Source organism: Trichocoleus sp. FACHB-591, assembly GCF_014695845.1.
In the GTDB taxonomy this organism is placed as follows: Bacteria; Cyanobacteriota; Cyanobacteriia; order FACHB-46; family FACHB-46; genus Trichocoleus.
Genome location: NZ_JACJPA010000078.1, coordinates 188,320 through 204,758, shown reverse-complemented (window position 1 = coordinate 204,758; position 16,439 = coordinate 188,320). Strand labels below are relative to the sequence as shown.

Below are 16,439 nucleotides of genomic sequence, written 5' to 3'. Positions count from 1 at the left end.
GTGCGTGAAACCAGCGAGAACGAGTCTCAGAACTACGGTTACAAGTTCGGTCAAGAAGAAGAGACCTACAACATCGTGGCAGCTCACGGCTACTTTGGCCGCTTGATCTTCCAGTATGCGTCCTTCAACAACAGCCGGGCGTTGCACTTCTTCTTGGGTGCATGGCCTGTGATCGGCATCTGGTTCACGTCTTTGGGCATCAGCACGATGGCGTTCAACCTGAACGGGTTCAACTTCAACCAGTCGATCATTGACTCACAGGGTCAAGTCATTGGCACTTGGGCCGACGTGCTGAACCGCGCGAACCTGGGGATGGAAGTGATGCACGAGCGCAACGCTCACAACTTCCCTCTTGACCTGGCTGCGGGCGAAGCTGCTCCTGTAGCACTAAGCGCACCTAGCATTCACTCCTAACAAAAACTTAAATGACAGATTAAGATTTGCCACTTGAGTCAGAACATCACTTGATCGCTATAAAAAGCGCTCTCCACACAGAGGGCGCTTTTTTCATTAGTCTAGAAATAGAAGTGGGTGACGTGCGAGAGGGGGCCTGGACGGGGTGAGTGCCTTTTGCGCCCTAAGCTTCACTCACAAGCGATCGCCAGAATTTTTGTGAGTCGAGCAACTTCAACCGTTATGATTTGAGCTTGGATGAATTTAGGAGGCAGTCCCACGGTTTACGCACGTCCCTTAGCTCGCTTAATTGAGCAATTACAGCGCTTACCAGGTGTGGGGCCTAAAACCGCGCAACGGCTCGCTTTACATATTCTCAAACGTCCAGAAACCGAGGTCCAAGCGCTGGCTCAAGCTTTGATGGAAGCCAAGCAACAGATTGGTCTGTGTTCTGTGTGTTTTCACCTTTCGGCTGAACCTGTTTGTGAAATTTGTCGCACCGCGAATCGCGATCGCACCACACTTTGCGTTGTTGCTGATTCACGAGATGTAATTGCAATTGAAAAAACACGAGAATATCGCGGTAAATATCACGTGTTAGGAGGTTTAATTTCACCAATGGATGGAATTGGTCCTGACCAACTCTATATCCATCAATTGGTCCGGCGAGTCAGCCAAGAGAAAGTTCAAGAGGTCATTCTAGCCATTAGCCCTAGTATTGAGGGTGAAACTACCACCCTGTATGTCGGCCAGCTATTAAAGCCGTTTACAAAAGTGACTCGAATTGCCTTTGGCTTGCCGATGGGGGGCGATTTGGAGTATGCCGATGAGGTGACATTGGCAAGGGCACTAGAAGGCCGACGGGAGCTGGACTAGAAGTTAAGTTTATGGCATTAAAACGGTAGGCGATCGCCCCTCGCCCGCCTGCCATAAACTACTTCAGCTTTTGCTTGATGAAGGTGACAATCTGCGTTAGTTGTTTCTTCAGTCCATCAATTTCTGCCTGCATTTTCGCAACCTTCTCATTCAGCGCTTGAATCTCCGCAGCCGATGCCCCTGACTCGGCAGGTGCTGCGTTTGCTGTAGTGGCTGCGGGCGTGGCTACGGTTGGAGCGGCTGCTTGTACCCGTGGCAGTTTCGCTTTGGCCATTGAGGCTTTAATTGCTTCAATCAGCTCCTTCTGCTCGAAAGGCTTTTCAATAAACTCGAAAAACTCAAAGGGCTCAGGGATTTTCTCGGTTACTTCTTCCCGACGCCCTGACATCACTACTAGGGGAATGCTCTGTAAGTCTGATTGGTTCTGAATCTGTTGAAAGACCTCCCAGCCGCTCATTCGTGGTAGCAGGAAATCTAGCATGATCAGGTTTGGCCGTTCTTGCCGGATTAAGTTGAGACCTTCAACCCCATCTTTGGCTTCGAGAACTTCAAAGTTACCTTTGGGTAACATGTCTCGCACTCGCATCCGAATGACTCTGCTGTCATCAATAACTAGGATCTTGTGACTTGCCACAACTGACTCCTTAGGGGGTGATTCAAGGTTTAGTGAAGATTTAGATTATTATTTCTCGACCGTCCTGCTGTTTGATCCTGTTGGAGGATAACCTCAGGTGAAGAATTAATCAATGCACAGTGTAGTAGAGAAAATTGGTATACATCACTCAAGTGATGTTGAGTATAGGCATAGTGGTAATTCTATGACACCATAAACCAGCGTAGCTTCTGCAAGTGAAATTACTCTAATTTCAGTTGAGCGAGACTCCTGTTTGGTGGTGTTGGCATAGGATAGGCATTCTAATATGCCCAAAATTTCCTCAGAATTGATCTCAAGGCGATCGCACTACCGTTAGATTTTGGTAGATTGCGTTTTGGTTCGTGCCGCTATTATCAGTGACGGGAAAGGTCAAAATTGCAGTTTCGACAACAAGTTCTAGAATTTGTGATTAGACCCCTTTAATTACCCGACTGCTGGCTTGAGCCATCTAACGTTTTATGCCTTCCGAAATAGAGACAACCCTACAGCCAAGTTTGACGAACGCATCTACTGCGGCTCGGCGTTCTGAGATTATCAGCATGCCGGAATGGCTCCGGCGACCTGTGGGTAAGGCAAGTGAGATTTCTACGGTTCAGAAGATTATTAAGCAGCGGCAAATTCATACGATTTGCGAAGAGGGGCGCTGCCCGAATCGAGGAGAGTGTTACGCCCAGAAGACAGCAACCTTTCTGCTGATGGGGCCTATCTGTACTCGTGCCTGTGGTTTTTGTCAGGTAGATAAAGGCCATGCTCCCATGCCGCTTGACCCTGATGAACCGGAAAAAATTGCTGAATCAGTTAATTTGCTGGGGTTGGAATACGTAGTGCTGACTTCAGTCGCGCGCGATGACTTGGCCGATCAGGGAGCGGGTTGGTTTGCGGCTACGATGTCAGCGATTCGTGCAACGAACCCGAACACTCAGATTGAAGTGCTGACACCTGATTTTTGGGGTGGGCGAGCGACTGACCTGGAGGCGGCAGAGATGCAGCGGCAGCGAATTGCGACCGTGATAGCGGCTCAGCCTGCTTGCTTCAACCACAATATTGAAACGGTGAAGCGTTTACAAGGTCCAGTGCGACGCGGTGCCAAGTATGAGCGATCGCTGCAAGTGCTGCAAGTCGTGAAACAGCTAAACCCCCAGATTCCTACCAAGTCTGGCTTAATGTTGGGGCATGGCGAAACCGAGTCAGAGGTAATAGAGGCTATGCAAGATTTGCGAGTTGTAGATTGCGATCGCCTCACTCTGGGTCAATACATGCGCCCATCATTGGAACACTTGCCTGTCCAGAAATATTGGACGCCCGCAGAATTTGAGCACCTAGGCGCGATCGCTCGTGCAATGGGTTTTTCTCATGTGCGTTCTGGTCCCTTGGTGCGTAGCTCCTACCACGCTGGAGAAGCGGTTTAACCAGTTGGTGAGGTAGCAGCGGGCTCTTCCGTGGGATTGAGAAAATCTTCGCCAAAGCAAAATAAAATCTGCCTACTGGCGCGTGTGCTTGACCTAGCCTCTTTGGTATTTCTGTTTAGTAGAGTTACACAAGGAGCTTGTTTATGAGCGCTCAAGCAGTGAAATCATCGGTTAAAACCAAAGCAGTTGTGGATGAGTCTAAGCCCCCTTATCCCTACCGCACCATTGTTAGCTTGATTCTCTTAGCTGGCAATTTCCTGGTTGCAGCTATTTACTTCCATGCCATCAACCCATAGTGACCTGAGACTTCTGCTTTGGTCTGCTTGGTTAAGCGCTAGTGTTACTCAAATCGTGCCTTTAAATAAGCCTTGTGGCCGTACGAGTAGCACTAGCACCATGATCAATAAAGCTACTCCCAGCTTGTATTCAGTGGGTAACCAGTAGGTGCTGACTTCCTGCGCCACTCCAATAATTAAAGCGCCCGCGATCGCGCCATAGGGATTGCCAATTCCGCCCAAAATGACTGCCGCAAACATAGGCAAAATCAGAAACCAGCCCATGTTGGGACGCACTGCGGTAATTAGGCCATACATGCCACCACCCAGCGCCGTGAGGCTGCCAGCAATTACCCAAGTCCAGATCACAACTTGATCTACGTTAATACCTGACACCCGCGCTAAATCGATGTCATCCGCCACAGCCCGCATCGCTTTACCAATCTTGGTGTTTTGTAAGAGGTAATGCAGACCCAAAATCACTAAAATCGCTAAGCCAACCACAATCAGGCGATAGTAAGCAATTCGAATCCCGAAAAGGCTGACGGCCGAGGCGACTGGCAGGTCGTAGTTTTGATTCCCACCGCCCCAGAACAAAATAATGCCGTTGCGAAGAAATAGGGCTAGACCAATGGAAATGATGATTAGGGTAGTGGAAGAAGCTCGGCGATCGCGCATGGGCGACCACAACAGTTTTTCAGTGAGCAAAACTGCCAAAATAGTCCCGACCACGCCAAGGACCACGGCCAGCCAAATATTTATACCAAAACCGTTGGCTAAGAGCGTGAGGTAAGCTCCTAGCGTGAGGAAATCACCGTGGGCAAAGTTGGCTAAGCGCAAAATGCCATAGGTGAGTGTAAGACCGACAGCTGCCAGAGCAATAATGGAGCCGACTGCAATGCCGTTCACAATGAGTTGAGCCAACTGCTGACTGAGGAGCTGACCCGACAGCTGAGCCAATAAATCCATAGTTTTGGTAACCGTCACATGTTCTATCGCTCTGATTGTCCCTAAACCAGAGCCGTTTGGAAAGCCAACTCAACCATCAATCTGAGTTGAGCCAACTCCTTTGTTTAATAGAATCCTTGGAGCACCTACCTAGCGCGGAATAATAGGGCGATCGCAGATATAGGCAGAGAAAATCATGAGACTGCAAAATTCTCGATTACTCGTATTTACCAGTTTCCTAACGCTGTTTTGTGGCGGTGGGACATTACTTTTCTTTTTGTATTTCGGAACAGCCTTAAGTCAGGAAGACGACACACCAGACATTTTAAGATCTGCTTTGCAGATGGAGCTAACTCATGCTGATATTACGGCGGTAAAGTTCAACCCAAAACGCTTGTTGGTTCGCTCCTTCTCTGCCTTGAAGACCCATCTAGAGCGGCAAGGTTGGACTTGGGTAGACCCAATGGGATCGCTTGTCGTCTACCGCCAAGCAACTCAGCAACTCAATGCTGATTGTGCTATGTACTCCCGAAGCTACATGATCTGTGAGCTAAGCCAAGTTCCGTAGAGGTTTCAACGCTTCAGTAAAGTAGCATCTGTGAGTTCCATCCTCAGGCTACCAACGGCTGTAAGGATGCTTTGCTAAACTGGCGTTGAAGTAACGGGGATCGTGGGAGACTTCTTCTCCAGCCCAATCGGGCAAGGTAATAGCCTGGTTCGCATCGCTCAGCTCGACTTCCGCCACCATTAACCCTTGATTTGCTCCCGCAAACTCATCCACTTCCCAAACTAAGTTGTCCCAAGCAACTTTATGGCGAGTTTTTTCGATTAGAGGTGGCTCACAAAGCTGATCGAGCATCGCTTCCGCATCGGCTAGTGGAATGCTGTACTCAAACTCCGAGCGAGAATAGCCGACTGTGGGGCCTTTGATCGTGATGAACCCGCGATCGCCCGCAACTCGGATTCGTACAGTCTTACTGGCACTAGAAGAAATGTAACCCTGTCGATAGCGGGTGCTGCTGAGCAACGTGGGATCAGAGCGCTGCTGGAATTGCTGCCACTCCTCTGGTTTGACGAGAAATTTACGCTCGATTTCAGTAGCCATTAGCCAGATAGTTGTTGATTGAGGTAGAGAAAAGCCTCAACTTCCGCTGGTGTAGGTTGAGCCGCGATCGCCCCTGGTCGTGTAGTGGTTAAAGCCCCGACTGCACTGGCGTAGGTCACGACTTTTTTAGCTATTTCGGGATCGCGGAGGCTTTGCAACCCGTTTTGAGCCACTTGGTGCAGAAAGCCTGCGACAAAGCTATCCCCTGCGCCTGTGGTGTCTTCTGATTCCACGTCAAAGGCCTTTAAGCGACCTTCATTGCCGCCCAAGTAGTAGGCGCAGCCTTTGGCTCCAGCCGTCACCAACACACTCTCGGTATTGCCTAGGCGATGGGCGATCGCGCCGGGATCAGCGGTACCGAATAACCACTCTGCCTCCTCATCCGCGAGCTTGAGAAAGTCAACTCGCTTGAGTAAATCTTGAATGATGGCAGGTGCAATTTCTGGATCAGGCCAGAACATAGGTCGCCAGTTCACATCCACTAACGTCTTGACATAATGCTGCTCTGCTAGCTGCAAAGCCCGTTCTGTAGCAGCTCGGCTCTCTGGGTAGGCTAGCTCCAATGTACCTAACACCAAGAAGTCGGCTGACTCAAACAAGTCCACTGGTAGTTGGTCAGCTTGTAGGTGAGTATCGGCAAATTCTGCGGTATCTAAATCCCCAAAGCCAGAAAAAATGCGATCGCCCGTCTCTGAGCGCAACACATAAACTTGGCGCGTAGGAGCCGTGGGATGACGCTGCACCCCTTTGGTATCTACACCCACAGTTTGCAACAGTTGGACTAAATTTGCTCCTGGCTCATCTTGACCCACACAACCAACGAACCCAGCTGTGGTGCCGAGCTTGACCAGTGCACAAGCGACGTTTGCTGGAGCCCCACCAGGATAGGGAGTCCAAGACTCTACCTGCTCTAGCGATCGCCCTGGTTGATTCGCCAAACAGTCAAACAAAATTTCGCCAAGACAGAGAACCCGCGGGTGAACCACACCAACACTCCTTCTCAACTTTTCCCAACCGATCAAATGCCGCCCTAAGGTGACGTCTCTTAGTTACATTGCCGTTTTTTAGCAATTAAAACCGCAATTTCGCTAAGTTAGGGTCTTATACAGACAGCAGACCCCAGATTCAGGACTTAACTCAGGAACTTGTAGGCTCAGAAGTTACCCTAGATGCCTACCATCATAGGGTTGAATGCCAACTTTCTGACTTCTAGGCATTACTCATTGGCCTCTTGGAGCTGAGCTGCTACTCGCTCCCCAAATTCTGAATCTGTATTAGCCAAACCCAATAATTGCAGATATTCAGTTTTAGTTAATCCTGCTGTCGCAATAATTGCTAGAGCTTCAGTTTCAATTTCTCGTTGAACTCGCAGCGACTCCGATTCGGTTTCAGCTCCCTGGAGTTCCCCTTCTCGCCGTTCAATGAGATCTAACACTTGTAAAAAGGCATGAACGAATTGGTTTACCTTCTCGGACGGAATATCGTTAGAGTCTAGGTTGCTATGGCTGGAAGCAGGTTGTTCTGGAGAGAGTTCTACACTGATTGGAGTCGTGGGCAACGATTGCGCCCAAGCGATCGCCGGGCTACTCCAAACTGCTACAAACAAGGCAGCTACTACCAATAGAGATAGCAATCTAGCGCACCAAGAGTTTAGTGAAAATTTGACCGAGCGGGACAAGGGCATTTACTGAAAAACCGCAGTTTAAGCAACGGTTCCAACTAGGCTAGGCGTTAAGGAGTCTGCTAAAGATAGCTCACTTTCGGCCCAAGGTGAACGCAGGCTAATCCAGAGGACGTAGCGCTGATCTGTAGGGGCCGTGTTGCGATCGCTAACGCAAGTAATGACCGTTTGGATACCTTGTTGAGCGAGGGCACAGCCTAAGCTGTAGGCATGGTTGCGCCGCTGGAGACTGAAAGTTCGAAAGTGACGAAACAATTCGCTTTGGTAACGCATGCCATCATGCATGACGTTCTGGTACCAAAATTTGAAGTATGACGAACTCTGTTGCTCAATGACGACCAGTGGTTGCAGCATAGCGACGGTACTCCTCAATCGAGAATGTGGCGTTTGGCAGAGGATTTAAAGATTTTTGAAATTTAGCGAAACTGCAAGCCTAGGGTCTACTTCTTAAGACTCTGACTGCGCTTCAGGTAAATCGACTCGAATAAATCTCGAGTAAATACTGTCAAGACAGCTCAGAACACACATACGTTTTGAGCTAGTAGTTTCAGTTTTTCAATTGACCAATTGAAAAACCGGAATAGCGACTACTGCTCTAGCCAATTCATCAGGATCAGGGAATGCACCTCGCGGAAGTGACGTTCCAGCGGGAAGGAGAAAGCAGAGTAGCGATTTAGTCACTACACTACGCAAGCAACCAAAACAGGAACTTGGTGAGTTCCTATTCCAAATGACCTCATCTAGAGTAAAAGAACGTCGGAAAACACCAATGTATCGATGGATACAACTGTGTTTTCTTTACTAGAAATTCAAGCTTCTTCAGGCGATCGCTGTAAAACTTTGAGGAAGCTTTATGATTATTGACTATTTTCGACCTTGCTCTCTGCTTACACCCGACTTATGGGTTTCAAGCCATCCACTCAAAATCTAGCGATGAAACCCGCTGAACCTGGGGTGTTTGCCAAAATTGCCTCTAGAATTAAAGTGAGGGATAAGTAAATATACACGGATAGGAATAGTTTATGTCTGGTGTCGAGTCTCAGAACCACGGAGTCCTCTCAGACCGAGAGTTGCAAGTAATTGAACTAGTGGCTGCTGGCTTGACTAACCAGGAGATTGCAGAAAAGTTGGCAATTAGCAAGCGCACAGTTGACAACCATATCAGTAATATTTTGACTAAGACTGCTACAGAGAACCGTGTGGCGCTGGTAATGTGGGCGTTGCAGTGGGGTAAGGTCTGCCTGAATGACGTGAACTGTTGCGTTTTGCCTTCTGCCAATGACGAAGTGATCTCTTAAGCGTAAGTTTAGATTGAGTTCAGATCATGATGCAAACTGCTAATAACCAACAGTTGCGCTACGAATTCTACAATCCCACCTTACCTTTGGCTGTGTATCGCGAAGTTGTGGCTCACTTGCAGCAAGTTAGTGGGGTGGAAGCGGGACTGCTACCACAACCAGCCAAAGATTTTGACTACACCTACAGTCAAGTGGGTGGCTTGTGGCTAGAGTATCCGTTAAAGGCTGACCAACCTGAGCTGAGCCAAGGAATGCGACGACGGATTGATCAGATTTTGGCCTACTATAGCGATCGCTATGGTGCTTGGAAAGCCCAGCAAGATTAACGATCTTTTTGTAATTGGAACCTGAGTGGGAATGGGCGCGATTCAAGCATTACGCGGAACCCGTGATATTCTGCCGGATGAAGTTAAGTACTGGCAACAAATAGAATCAGTAGCCCGGACAATTCTCAGTCGAGCTGCTTATCAAGAAATTCGCACCCCGATCTTCGAGCAAACGGAGTTGTTTGAGCGGGGCATTGGCGAAGCTACGGATGTGGTGGGCAAGGAGATGTACACCTTCAAGGATCGCGGCGATCGCTCAATGACGCTGCGACCAGAAGGTACGGCTGGAACAGTTCGCTCTTTTATTGAACACAGCCAACACGCCCAAGGTGGAGTGCAACGTCTCTGGTACACCGGACCCATGTTTCGCTACGAGCGCCCTCAAGCAGGGCGACAGCGCCAGTTTCACCAAATTGGAGTGGAAGTTTTAGGAAGTGCTGACCCCCGCGCTGATGCAGAGGTAATAGCGATCGCTACAGACATTCTTAAGACTCTAGGTTTGAGTGATTTACAACTACAGCTCAACTCGGTGGGCAATGCAGATGATCGTCAGCAGTACCGAGATGCACTGGTTGCCTACTTCACTCCCTACAAGGAAGAGTTAGATCAGGATTCACAAGATCGCTTAACTCGCAACCCGCTCAGAATTCTGGACAGTAAGGACAGTCGAACGCAGGCGATCGCGCAAAACGCACCCAGCATTCTCGAGTATTTAGGTTCTGATTCCAAACGGCACTTTGATCAAGTTCAGCAATCTTTGACTGACCTAGGCATTACTTACCAACTCAACCCTTGTTTAGTGCGGGGCTTGGACTACTACACCCACACAGCCTTTGAAATTCAGTCTGCTCATCTAGGTGCCCAAGCGACGGTGTGTGGTGGGGGTCGCTATGATGGGTTGGTTTCGCAGTTGGGTGGTCCTAATACGCCAGCGGTTGGTTGGGCGATCGGGTTAGAGCGTTTAGTGCTGCTGCTACAACAATTAATTGCTGCCCCTCCATCAACACTAGATTTCTACTTAGTGTCACGGGGCGATCGCGCCGAAGCTCAAGCTCTAGTTCTGGCCCAAAAACTACGTCAGACTGGATTTGCGGTGGAACTAGACCTAAGTGGTAGCGCTTTTGGTAAGCAGCTGAAGCGAGCCGATCGCAGTGGTGCTTTGGCTTGTCTAATTTTGGGTGACGCAGAAGCAGAGAACCAAACTATTCAAATCAAGTGGTTGGTTTCCGGAGAACAACAAGCGATCGCGCAAACGGAGTTAATTAGCAGCTATCAGCAGTTGCAGCAGCGCATCACGGATTTTCGTGCTCACGAACCAGCTCAAGCGGCTCAGTAGCTAACTCGCAAAAAGTTAATCACGTTTTAACGGAATTTGTGGAGTGCTGATTTGGCGCTCAGTACCCTTCGCTGTAGGCATTAGCAATTTAATCTCTATGTGGTTCTCTCTCCGTCCTGCCTAATTGCACAACTCAAGTTCGGTTTACGGGTGCCCAAGGCAGCAGCTTGAAAGAAGCTGGCTTGAGGAATAGCCAACTGATAAATAAAAAGGTAGCCGTCAAGAGCTGCGTCAGGTCAACAGCAGAGAGGGAGCCATCTGCAAGAGAAGCAATGCTTCTGTCAGTAATGCCAAATAACCAACATGAAACTCCTAGAAGCCAAATGCCATTCCTGAGAGTGTTCAAGGAATCATCTGAAGGACGTCCGCTATCCATGATTGAGGCCGTTTCCTAACTAACTGGGTGAAACATCGGCGCTACTGCTTGAGGACGACTAAACTACCTCAGAGCCGTTGTTACTTTCATGTTAAGAAATGTTTTGAATACTTGCCATAGATCCAAGGATATACATTCAATTTGCTAACTGGATGACTATGGTGCTATAGGTCGCGATCCCAAATGGGGTGAAATTCCTTGAGGCTCCAACCCTGATGGAGAGTCCAGGTGAACAGAAATTAGGATAAAATTTGCGTCGGTTCAACTTCAGTAGATTTGTCGAGTTCCCATGCCTGGGAAACAGAAACTGAATGGATATTGCAATTGATTTTGGGACTAGCAACACAGTTGTCGCTCGTTGGAATCGTGCTACGCAACAGCCGGAAACCCTTGCCTTACCTGGCTTATCACTGCGGCTAGGGCAAAACCCACCCCTCATTCCTAGCCTGCTCTATGTAGAAGATGCCGCGAAGCAAGAGATAGTGTTAGGACAAGCTGTGCGCGATCGCGGCCTCGACCTCAGCAGCGACCCTCGCTTTTTTCGCAATTTCAAGCGGGGGATTGGGGCAACCATTCAGGGGTTCGTTCCAGAACTGGATGGTCAGCAAGTCACCTTCGAGCGAGCAGGCACTTGGTTTCTGACTCAAATCATTGAAGAACTCAAAACCAGTTATCCAGAAGTGAAAGAATCACTGGTGTTCACAGTGCCAGTCGATAGTTTTGAAATCTATCGCAACTGGTTAGGGCAAATCTGCCAGTCGCTACAAATCGAGCAGGTCCGCATGCTGGATGAACCGACAGCAGCAGCCCTCGGTTATGGTCTGGCGGATCAAGAGATTCTGTTAGTGGTTGACTTTGGTGGCGGCACTCTAGACCTCTCCTTAGTGCGTTTAGATTTAGGCCGACAAACTAACAGCAAGCCTTTGGGCTTCATTTTGCAGTGGGGCCAGAAATCTTTGGCTGACAGTACCAGTCAACGACCCAAAACCGCTCGTGTTTTAGCCAAAGCAGGACAAAATCTGGGTGGAGCTGATATTGATCACTGGTTAGTTGATTATTTTGCGGCGACGCAAGGGTTAGCGGCGACACCTCTCACTACCCGTTTAGCAGAGCGCCTAAAAATTCAGCTATCACTTCAATCCCAAGCTAATGAGGTTTACTTTAACGACGAAACTTTTGAAAGCTACGAACTAGCCCTCGATCGCGATCGCTTTGAGTTGATTTTGCAGGAGCATGAGTTCTTCGATCGCCTGGATGACAGTATGACTCAGGTGTTGCGCCAAGCTAGACAGCAGGGCATCGAAATTGAGGATATTAGCGGTGTGTTGTTGGTGGGAGGAACCGCGCAGATTCCCGCAGTCCAAACCTGGGTCCAGCAATATTTTGATGTTGCCAAAATCCGCTCTTCTAAACCGTTTGAGGCGATCGCTCAAGGCGCGTTGCAGTTGAATCAAGGCGTGGAGCTGAAGGATTTTCTCTACCACAGCTATGGAGTGCGCTACTGGGACCGCCGCCAAAACTGCCACAACTGGCATCCCATCGTGAAATCAGGACAACCCTATCCCATGACCGACCCTATAGAATTGGTGCTGGGGGCTTCTGTGGAGGGCCAACCTAGCATCGAACTAATTTTGGGCGAAATGGGGGCTGAGTCAGGCGGTACAGAAGTATATTTTGATGGCGATCGCCTCGTGACTCGCAGCTTAGCTAGTGGTCAAACTCAAGTGCAACCGCTGAATGATCGTGAGGGTGCCCGCACCATTGCGCAACTCACACCGCCCGGATATCCAGGTAGCGATCGCATCAAGGTTTTGTTTCAAGTTGATGCCCAGCGTTTTCTGCGGATGACAGTGGAAGATTTATTGATGAATCAAACTTTGCTTGATGATCAACCCGTCGTTCAACTCAGCTAACTCAGTTAACTCGGTAGACTTCAAGAGTGCACTACGACCGGAGTACCCACCGTGGCCCAGTCAAAGAGCCAATTGGCATGATTCACGGCCACATTGACACAGCCATGACTCACGGGCGTGCCAAAGCGGTGGTGCCAATAAGCGCCATGAATGGCGTAGTTGCCAGAGTAATACATTGTGTAGGGCACATCAGAAATATCGTAATCGCTGCCTCGCATCCGGGCTTGGCGATGCTTTGTTTGAATGGCAAACGCACCTGTACGGGTTGGCGTTGAGGACTTACCTGTAGAAACAATGATGGCGTAAACCGGAGTTTGGCCCTCCCAAGCAATCAAGCGCTGGGATGAGAGGTCAATTTCAATCCACCGACGGTCCGACTGACGCAACGTTTGCATCTTTTGCCCCAGTGGACTGACTTCTTGAGCGGAGACCCTAGTAGTCCAGATGGATTCTGGCCCCAACACTGCTAATGCCAGTGCAGTACTCAACCAAATCTGGCTCCAACGTCGCTGCCGCTTTGAACGGGTCATGTTACCCATCGTTCTGACCTCCTAGCCAACGAGAGGAATGTTTGTAATGTTGCTGATGCACCCTGATTGGCTATTTTCTATATTCACCATAAATCATGAAATAGAGACATTTGCAACTTGCTGGCAAAGAATTCTTGCTTGTTGAGCGATCGCTAGCCAATTCTCTGCTTGAATTGCTGCTGCTGGAAATAAATTACCCGATAATCCCACGGCGATCGCTCCTGCGGCCAAAAAGTCTTTGGCATTCTCAACGGTGACACCGCCAGTCGGGATCAGGGGAATTTGCCCGAGTGGCCCTTGCAAATTACGGATATAAGTAGCGCCCCCCACTGCCTGCACCGGAAAAACTTTGACGCTACTAGCTCCTGCTTGCCAAGCTGTGACGATTTCCGTAGGCGACAAAGCTCCCGGCACAATGGGCACACCTTGCTGCAAAGCGAGCTGAATCAAGCCAAAATCCACATGCGGGGTAAACAAAAACTGTGCTCCTGCTGCGATCGCCGATTGTAACTGCGCCCGAGTTAGCAAAGTGCCTGTGCCAACTAAACAGTTAGGTAACTCTGAGCGTAGGGATGCAATCAATTCGGGGGCGCGATCGCTATTCCAAGTAATTTCGATTAATCGCATCCCTCCCATTGCGACTGCCCGCGCCATCTGTTGACCTACCTCAAAGGTAGGGGCACGAATGACCGCGATCGCTCGCTCTTGTTTTAGGGTGGACAACCAAAAAGACTCAGACATATTTACTGTTAATTCAACTGAAACAAATGCCACGGGCCGTAGATTTCTAAGATTGCCTAAGTTTTATTGAATTTAACGAATACTCACCCTTACGACGTACCAATTTGTGTCGAAAAGTTATCTTAATCACTATTTCTAAATAAAGCCCTTTTAGCGTGGCTAACCTTTTGTGCACCTGAATCTTGGCTTTTAGCTTTGTTTTTGCGATGAACAATTTTACTCAGTTCTTAGAAAAAACAGCTTATTTTAAGTCAGCCATCTGGGAGATGCAGCTTAGCTATTATCTTTCTAATCTGGTGGGTGAATGGAAGTCGTTTTAAACATTACTTAGGAGCACCCTATGGCTCTCACAAAACTTGAAAGCTATTACCCAGATTACAAAGATCATAACAACGGCGATGACATCAAATCTTTAGATGTTTATGCCCAAAATGACAAGGTTGGCTCAGTCAAAGACGTTTTAGTAGATGAGCGTGATGGTAAGTTCCGCTATCTCGTCGTTGATACCGGCTTTTGGGTACTAGGTAAGAAAGTATTGCTTCCCATTGGCTTGGCTCAAATCGACTACACGCAGCGTCGCGTTAACGTCAGCACCTTGACTAAGGAACAAGTCGAAAACTTGCCAGAGTTCACTGACGAACTCAAAATCGATCAGGACTACGAAGAAAACGTTCGGGGAGTCTATCGCCCGACGGCAACAGGTACAACTGGCACTGCCAGCACTGCTGCTAGCACCGCTACCACTGCTAGCACTGCGGGCAAGGTACCTTTTAACCGCGATACCTACGACTATAAGCAAGATGCTGCGCTATATGACATGAACGAGCGTGACCATCAAACTCTACGGTTATACGAAGAGCGCTTGATCACTAACAAACAGCGCCAGAAGACTGGGGAAGTAACAGTTGGTAAGCACGTTGAAACTGAAACTGCTCGAGTTTCCGTACCTGTAGAGAAAGAGCGAATCGTGATTGAGCGCACCACTCCAACTGGGGCAGGTACTCCTATTGCTCCTGGGGATGCAGCTTTCCAAGAAGGCACTGTAGCTCACGTCGATCTCTATGAAGAAAGAGCTGACGTACATAAGGAAGCCTTTGTACGCGAGCAGGTCAACATCCGTAAGGAAGTGGATCATGAGACGGTAACTGCTGAAGAGCAGATCCGCCGTGAAGAGTTAGACATTGACGATGCAGGCCGCGGCATCATCGACAAAGGCACCACCAATCGCGATCGCCGCTAGACCATCCTGAATCTTTAGGCCTCTGCTAGGCCGTTAATCAGATTTAGTCTACAAAGTGCAGGGAGGGTTAACCTGCCTGCACTTTTCAGTACTTCTCGCGATCGCCTCTTTCCCAGAGAACTCATGAAGCGAAATGAGGCGATCGCTACTATTAACCCATTTAGGAGCAACTCTATGGCTCTTTATAAACTTGACGATTATTACCCTAACTACCGTCAAGAACTTTTTGATGGTAATGATGTCAAAGGGCTAGATGTCTATACCGAGAGTGATGAGAAAGTTGGCAGTATTCACAACGTTTTAGTAGATGACGAAGGTCACTTCCGCTATCTCGTTGTAGACACAGGTTTTTGGGTTTTTGGCAAAAAGGTTTTGCTGCCAGTAGGCCGTTTTCGGAGCGATCCCCAAGCTCAACGCATCTACACAATCGGCTTAACCAAGCAACAAGCAGAAAACTTGCCAGAGTACCATGACAATCTAGTCGTAGATTACGACTACGAAGAGCGCGTACGAGGCGTTTATCGGCCTGCCAGTTTAGATGCCTCGACTCCTCTAGAAGCTTCGGCTCCGCTTGAGGCATCCCTGCCTTTAGAAAACACTTACACTCAAGGCACTACCTATCGGACCGCTAGTACCGCTCCAGTCGAGCGGTCTGCTCCTGTAGAAAGACCTGCAGCAGCTAGTGCTCGTCCAGCTTATGATTATCGCCAAGAACCCGCTCTCTACAACATGAATGAGCGGGATCACCAAACCATTCAGCTCTATGAAGAGCGATTGGTTGCTAACAAGCATCGTCGCAAAGCTGGAGAAGTTGCCGTTGGTAAGCATGTCGAAACTGAAACGGCTAGAGTGGCAGTGCCCGTTGAGCGCGAACGAATCGTCATTGAGCGGACCAACCCGACTAATCTAGGGACCTCGGTAATGCCAGGCACCGCTGACTTCCGCGAAGGTGAGATTGCTCGCATGGAAGTTTACGAAGAAACGGCGGACGTGCATAAGGAAGCTTTTGTAAGAGAACAGGTCAACATTCGCAAGGAAGTTGAGCGCGATACTGTCACCGCAGAAGATCAAATTCGTCGCGAAGAACTAGACATTGATACCCAAGGTCGTCCCATCCGGGATAACCGCTCAGGCAGCTCTCCTCGCGATCGCCGCTAAACTAACCGCTTCTCATGACTTGCTCATGACCTAGATGGATGACTCATCTCATGGAAGCGCTAATCAAACGGTGCAGGTAGAGCAACCTCAGCTCTGCCTGCATTTTTTCACCCGACTGTTTCTACTGCATCACATTAGATTTTGGGGTTGATTGGGTTGAACAAACCCGACCAACACAA

19 protein-coding genes and 1 pseudogene are annotated in these 16,439 nt (G+C 48.9%); 11 read left to right on the top strand and 9 right to left on the bottom strand.

All coding sequences use genetic code 11. The annotated features are described in order from the left end of the window. Positions 1–414, top strand: a pseudogene (locus H6F90_RS14410) (photosystem II q(b) protein); the annotation flags it as partial. Between the two features lie 237 nt (positions 415–651). Further along, complete coding sequence (gene recR / locus H6F90_RS14405; RefSeq protein ID WP_190553110.1) at positions 652–1,269, top strand: recombination mediator RecR; 618 nt, start codon at positions 652–654, stop codon at positions 1,267–1,269. 58 nt (positions 1,270–1,327) lie between these two features. Here recR and H6F90_RS14400 read toward each other — a convergent pair whose 3' ends face one another. Then, positions 1,328–1,903, bottom strand: a complete 576-nt coding sequence (locus H6F90_RS14400; protein WP_190553109.1) for a response regulator — start codon at positions 1,901–1,903, stop codon at positions 1,328–1,330. Positions 1,904–2,382: 479 nt separating this feature from the next. Between H6F90_RS14400 and lipA the strand changes: the two genes are divergently transcribed. Both lipA and H6F90_RS14390 read left to right on the top strand, forming a co-directional pair. Beyond that, positions 2,383–3,333, top strand: coding sequence for a lipoyl synthase (gene lipA, locus H6F90_RS14395; protein ID WP_190553108.1), 951 nt, complete (start codon positions 2,383–2,385; stop codon positions 3,331–3,333). Between the two features lie 143 nt (positions 3,334–3,476). Beyond that, positions 3,477–3,629, top strand: coding sequence for a photosystem I protein PsaX (locus tag H6F90_RS14390; protein ID WP_190441544.1), 153 nt, complete (start codon positions 3,477–3,479; stop codon positions 3,627–3,629). 48 nt (positions 3,630–3,677) lie between these two features. On the opposite strand, the gene H6F90_RS14385 is transcribed toward H6F90_RS14390, so the two are convergent. Further along, positions 3,678–4,577: a branched-chain amino acid ABC transporter permease gene (locus H6F90_RS14385; RefSeq protein WP_190553107.1), complete on the bottom strand. Its 900-nt coding sequence runs from the start codon at positions 4,575–4,577 to the stop codon at positions 3,678–3,680. A 175-nt stretch (positions 4,578–4,752) separates the two neighbouring features. Here H6F90_RS14385 and H6F90_RS14380 point away from each other — a divergent pair, with 175 nt between their 5' ends. Continuing rightward, a complete protein-coding gene (locus tag H6F90_RS14380) occupies positions 4,753–5,124 on the top strand; it encodes a hypothetical protein (RefSeq protein WP_190553106.1) in 372 nt (123 codons plus the stop codon). Between the two features lie 48 nt (positions 5,125–5,172). On the opposite strand, the gene H6F90_RS14375 is transcribed toward H6F90_RS14380, so the two are convergent. From H6F90_RS14375 to H6F90_RS14360, 4 genes are all read right to left on the bottom strand, one after another. After that, a complete protein-coding gene (locus H6F90_RS14375) occupies positions 5,173–5,661 on the bottom strand; it encodes a CYTH domain-containing protein (protein WP_190553105.1) in 489 nt (162 codons plus the stop codon). Then, positions 5,661–6,647, bottom strand: coding sequence for a PfkB family carbohydrate kinase (locus tag H6F90_RS14370; protein ID WP_190553104.1), 987 nt, complete (start codon positions 6,645–6,647; stop codon positions 5,661–5,663). Before H6F90_RS14370 ends, H6F90_RS14375 begins: the two co-directional genes overlap by 1 nt. 230 nt (positions 6,648–6,877) lie before the next feature. After that, a complete protein-coding gene (locus tag H6F90_RS14365) occupies positions 6,878–7,267 on the bottom strand; it encodes a DUF4168 domain-containing protein (RefSeq protein ID WP_242024474.1) in 390 nt (129 codons plus the stop codon). A gap of 96 nt (positions 7,268–7,363) precedes the next feature. Next, a complete protein-coding gene (locus tag H6F90_RS14360) occupies positions 7,364–7,696 on the bottom strand; it encodes a hypothetical protein (RefSeq protein WP_190553102.1) in 333 nt (110 codons plus the stop codon). Positions 7,697–8,364: 668 nt separating this feature from the next. Here H6F90_RS14360 and H6F90_RS14355 point away from each other — a divergent pair. Genes H6F90_RS14355 through hisS form a run of 3 tightly spaced genes read left to right on the top strand, consistent with a single transcriptional unit; the run spans position 8,365 to position 10,302 of the window. Then, positions 8,365–8,640 (top strand): LuxR C-terminal-related transcriptional regulator, encoded by a 276-nt coding sequence (locus H6F90_RS14355; RefSeq protein WP_190441532.1) that lies wholly within the window; start codon positions 8,365–8,367, stop codon positions 8,638–8,640. Between the two features lie 26 nt (positions 8,641–8,666). Further along, complete coding sequence (locus H6F90_RS14350; RefSeq protein ID WP_242024473.1) at positions 8,667–8,966, top strand: hypothetical protein; 300 nt, start codon at positions 8,667–8,669, stop codon at positions 8,964–8,966. Positions 8,967–8,997: 31 nt separating this feature from the next. Continuing rightward, positions 8,998–10,302, top strand: a complete 1,305-nt coding sequence (hisS, locus tag H6F90_RS14345; protein WP_190553101.1) for a histidine--tRNA ligase — start codon at positions 8,998–9,000, stop codon at positions 10,300–10,302. Between the two features lie 133 nt (positions 10,303–10,435). On the opposite strand, the gene H6F90_RS14340 is transcribed toward hisS, so the two are convergent. Continuing rightward, positions 10,436–10,678: a hypothetical protein gene (locus H6F90_RS14340; protein ID WP_190441529.1), complete on the bottom strand. Its 243-nt coding sequence runs from the start codon at positions 10,676–10,678 to the stop codon at positions 10,436–10,438. Positions 10,679–10,989: 311 nt separating this feature from the next. Between H6F90_RS14340 and H6F90_RS14335 the strand changes: the two genes are divergently transcribed. Then, entirely contained in the window at positions 10,990–12,591 is a 1,602-nt protein-coding gene (locus H6F90_RS14335; RefSeq protein ID WP_190553100.1) for an Hsp70 family protein, read from the top strand. A 20-nt stretch (positions 12,592–12,611) separates the two neighbouring features. On the opposite strand, the gene H6F90_RS14330 is transcribed toward H6F90_RS14335, so the two are convergent. Both H6F90_RS14330 and H6F90_RS14325 read right to left on the bottom strand, forming a co-directional pair. Continuing rightward, a complete protein-coding gene (locus H6F90_RS14330; RefSeq protein ID WP_242024472.1) occupies positions 12,612–13,130 on the bottom strand; it encodes a L,D-transpeptidase in 519 nt (172 codons plus the stop codon). An 84-nt stretch (positions 13,131–13,214) separates the two neighbouring features. After that, on the bottom strand, positions 13,215–13,862 hold the full coding sequence (locus H6F90_RS14325) for a bifunctional 4-hydroxy-2-oxoglutarate aldolase/2-dehydro-3-deoxy-phosphogluconate aldolase (protein ID WP_190553099.1): 648 nt from the start codon (positions 13,860–13,862) through the stop codon (positions 13,215–13,217). 340 nt (positions 13,863–14,202) lie between these two features. On the opposite strand from H6F90_RS14325, the gene H6F90_RS14320 reads away from it, so the two are divergent. Then, a complete protein-coding gene (locus H6F90_RS14320; protein ID WP_190553098.1) occupies positions 14,203–15,102 on the top strand; it encodes a DUF2382 domain-containing protein in 900 nt (299 codons plus the stop codon). A gap of 174 nt (positions 15,103–15,276) precedes the next feature. After that, positions 15,277–16,260, top strand: coding sequence for a DUF2382 domain-containing protein (locus tag H6F90_RS14315; RefSeq protein WP_190553097.1), 984 nt, complete (start codon positions 15,277–15,279; stop codon positions 16,258–16,260). Positions 16,261–16,439 lie beyond the last annotated feature (179 nt).

Coding starts and splice junctions, on each gene's coding strand:
- H6F90_RS14350 (WP_242024473.1), top strand. CDS start 8,667: ATGATGCAAACTGCTAATAACCAACAGTTGCGCTACGAATTCTACAAT.
- H6F90_RS14375 (WP_190553105.1), bottom strand. CDS start 5,661: ATGGCTACTGAAATCGAGCGTAAATTTCTCGTCAAACCAGAGGAGTGG.
- H6F90_RS14360 (WP_190553102.1), bottom strand. CDS start 7,696: ATGCTGCAACCACTGGTCGTCATTGAGCAACAGAGTTCGTCATACTTC.
- H6F90_RS14385 (WP_190553107.1), bottom strand. CDS start 4,577: ATGGATTTATTGGCTCAGCTGTCGGGTCAGCTCCTCAGTCAGCAGTTG.
- H6F90_RS14315 (WP_190553097.1), top strand. CDS start 15,277: ATGGCTCTTTATAAACTTGACGATTATTACCCTAACTACCGTCAAGAA.
- H6F90_RS14380 (WP_190553106.1), top strand. CDS start 4,753: ATGAGACTGCAAAATTCTCGATTACTCGTATTTACCAGTTTCCTAACG.
- H6F90_RS14320 (WP_190553098.1), top strand. CDS start 14,203: ATGGCTCTCACAAAACTTGAAAGCTATTACCCAGATTACAAAGATCAT.
- H6F90_RS14355 (WP_190441532.1), top strand. CDS start 8,365: ATGTCTGGTGTCGAGTCTCAGAACCACGGAGTCCTCTCAGACCGAGAG.
- H6F90_RS14330 (WP_242024472.1), bottom strand. CDS start 13,130: ATGGGTAACATGACCCGTTCAAAGCGGCAGCGACGTTGGAGCCAGATT.
- recR (WP_190553110.1), top strand. CDS start 652: ATGAATTTAGGAGGCAGTCCCACGGTTTACGCACGTCCCTTAGCTCGC.
- H6F90_RS14340 (WP_190441529.1), bottom strand. CDS start 10,678: ATGGATAGCGGACGTCCTTCAGATGATTCCTTGAACACTCTCAGGAAT.
- lipA (WP_190553108.1), top strand. CDS start 2,383: ATGCCTTCCGAAATAGAGACAACCCTACAGCCAAGTTTGACGAACGCA.
- H6F90_RS14390 (WP_190441544.1), top strand. CDS start 3,477: ATGAGCGCTCAAGCAGTGAAATCATCGGTTAAAACCAAAGCAGTTGTG.
- H6F90_RS14335 (WP_190553100.1), top strand. CDS start 10,990: ATGGATATTGCAATTGATTTTGGGACTAGCAACACAGTTGTCGCTCGT.
- H6F90_RS14325 (WP_190553099.1), bottom strand. CDS start 13,862: ATGTCTGAGTCTTTTTGGTTGTCCACCCTAAAACAAGAGCGAGCGATC.
- hisS (WP_190553101.1), top strand. CDS start 8,998: ATGGGCGCGATTCAAGCATTACGCGGAACCCGTGATATTCTGCCGGAT.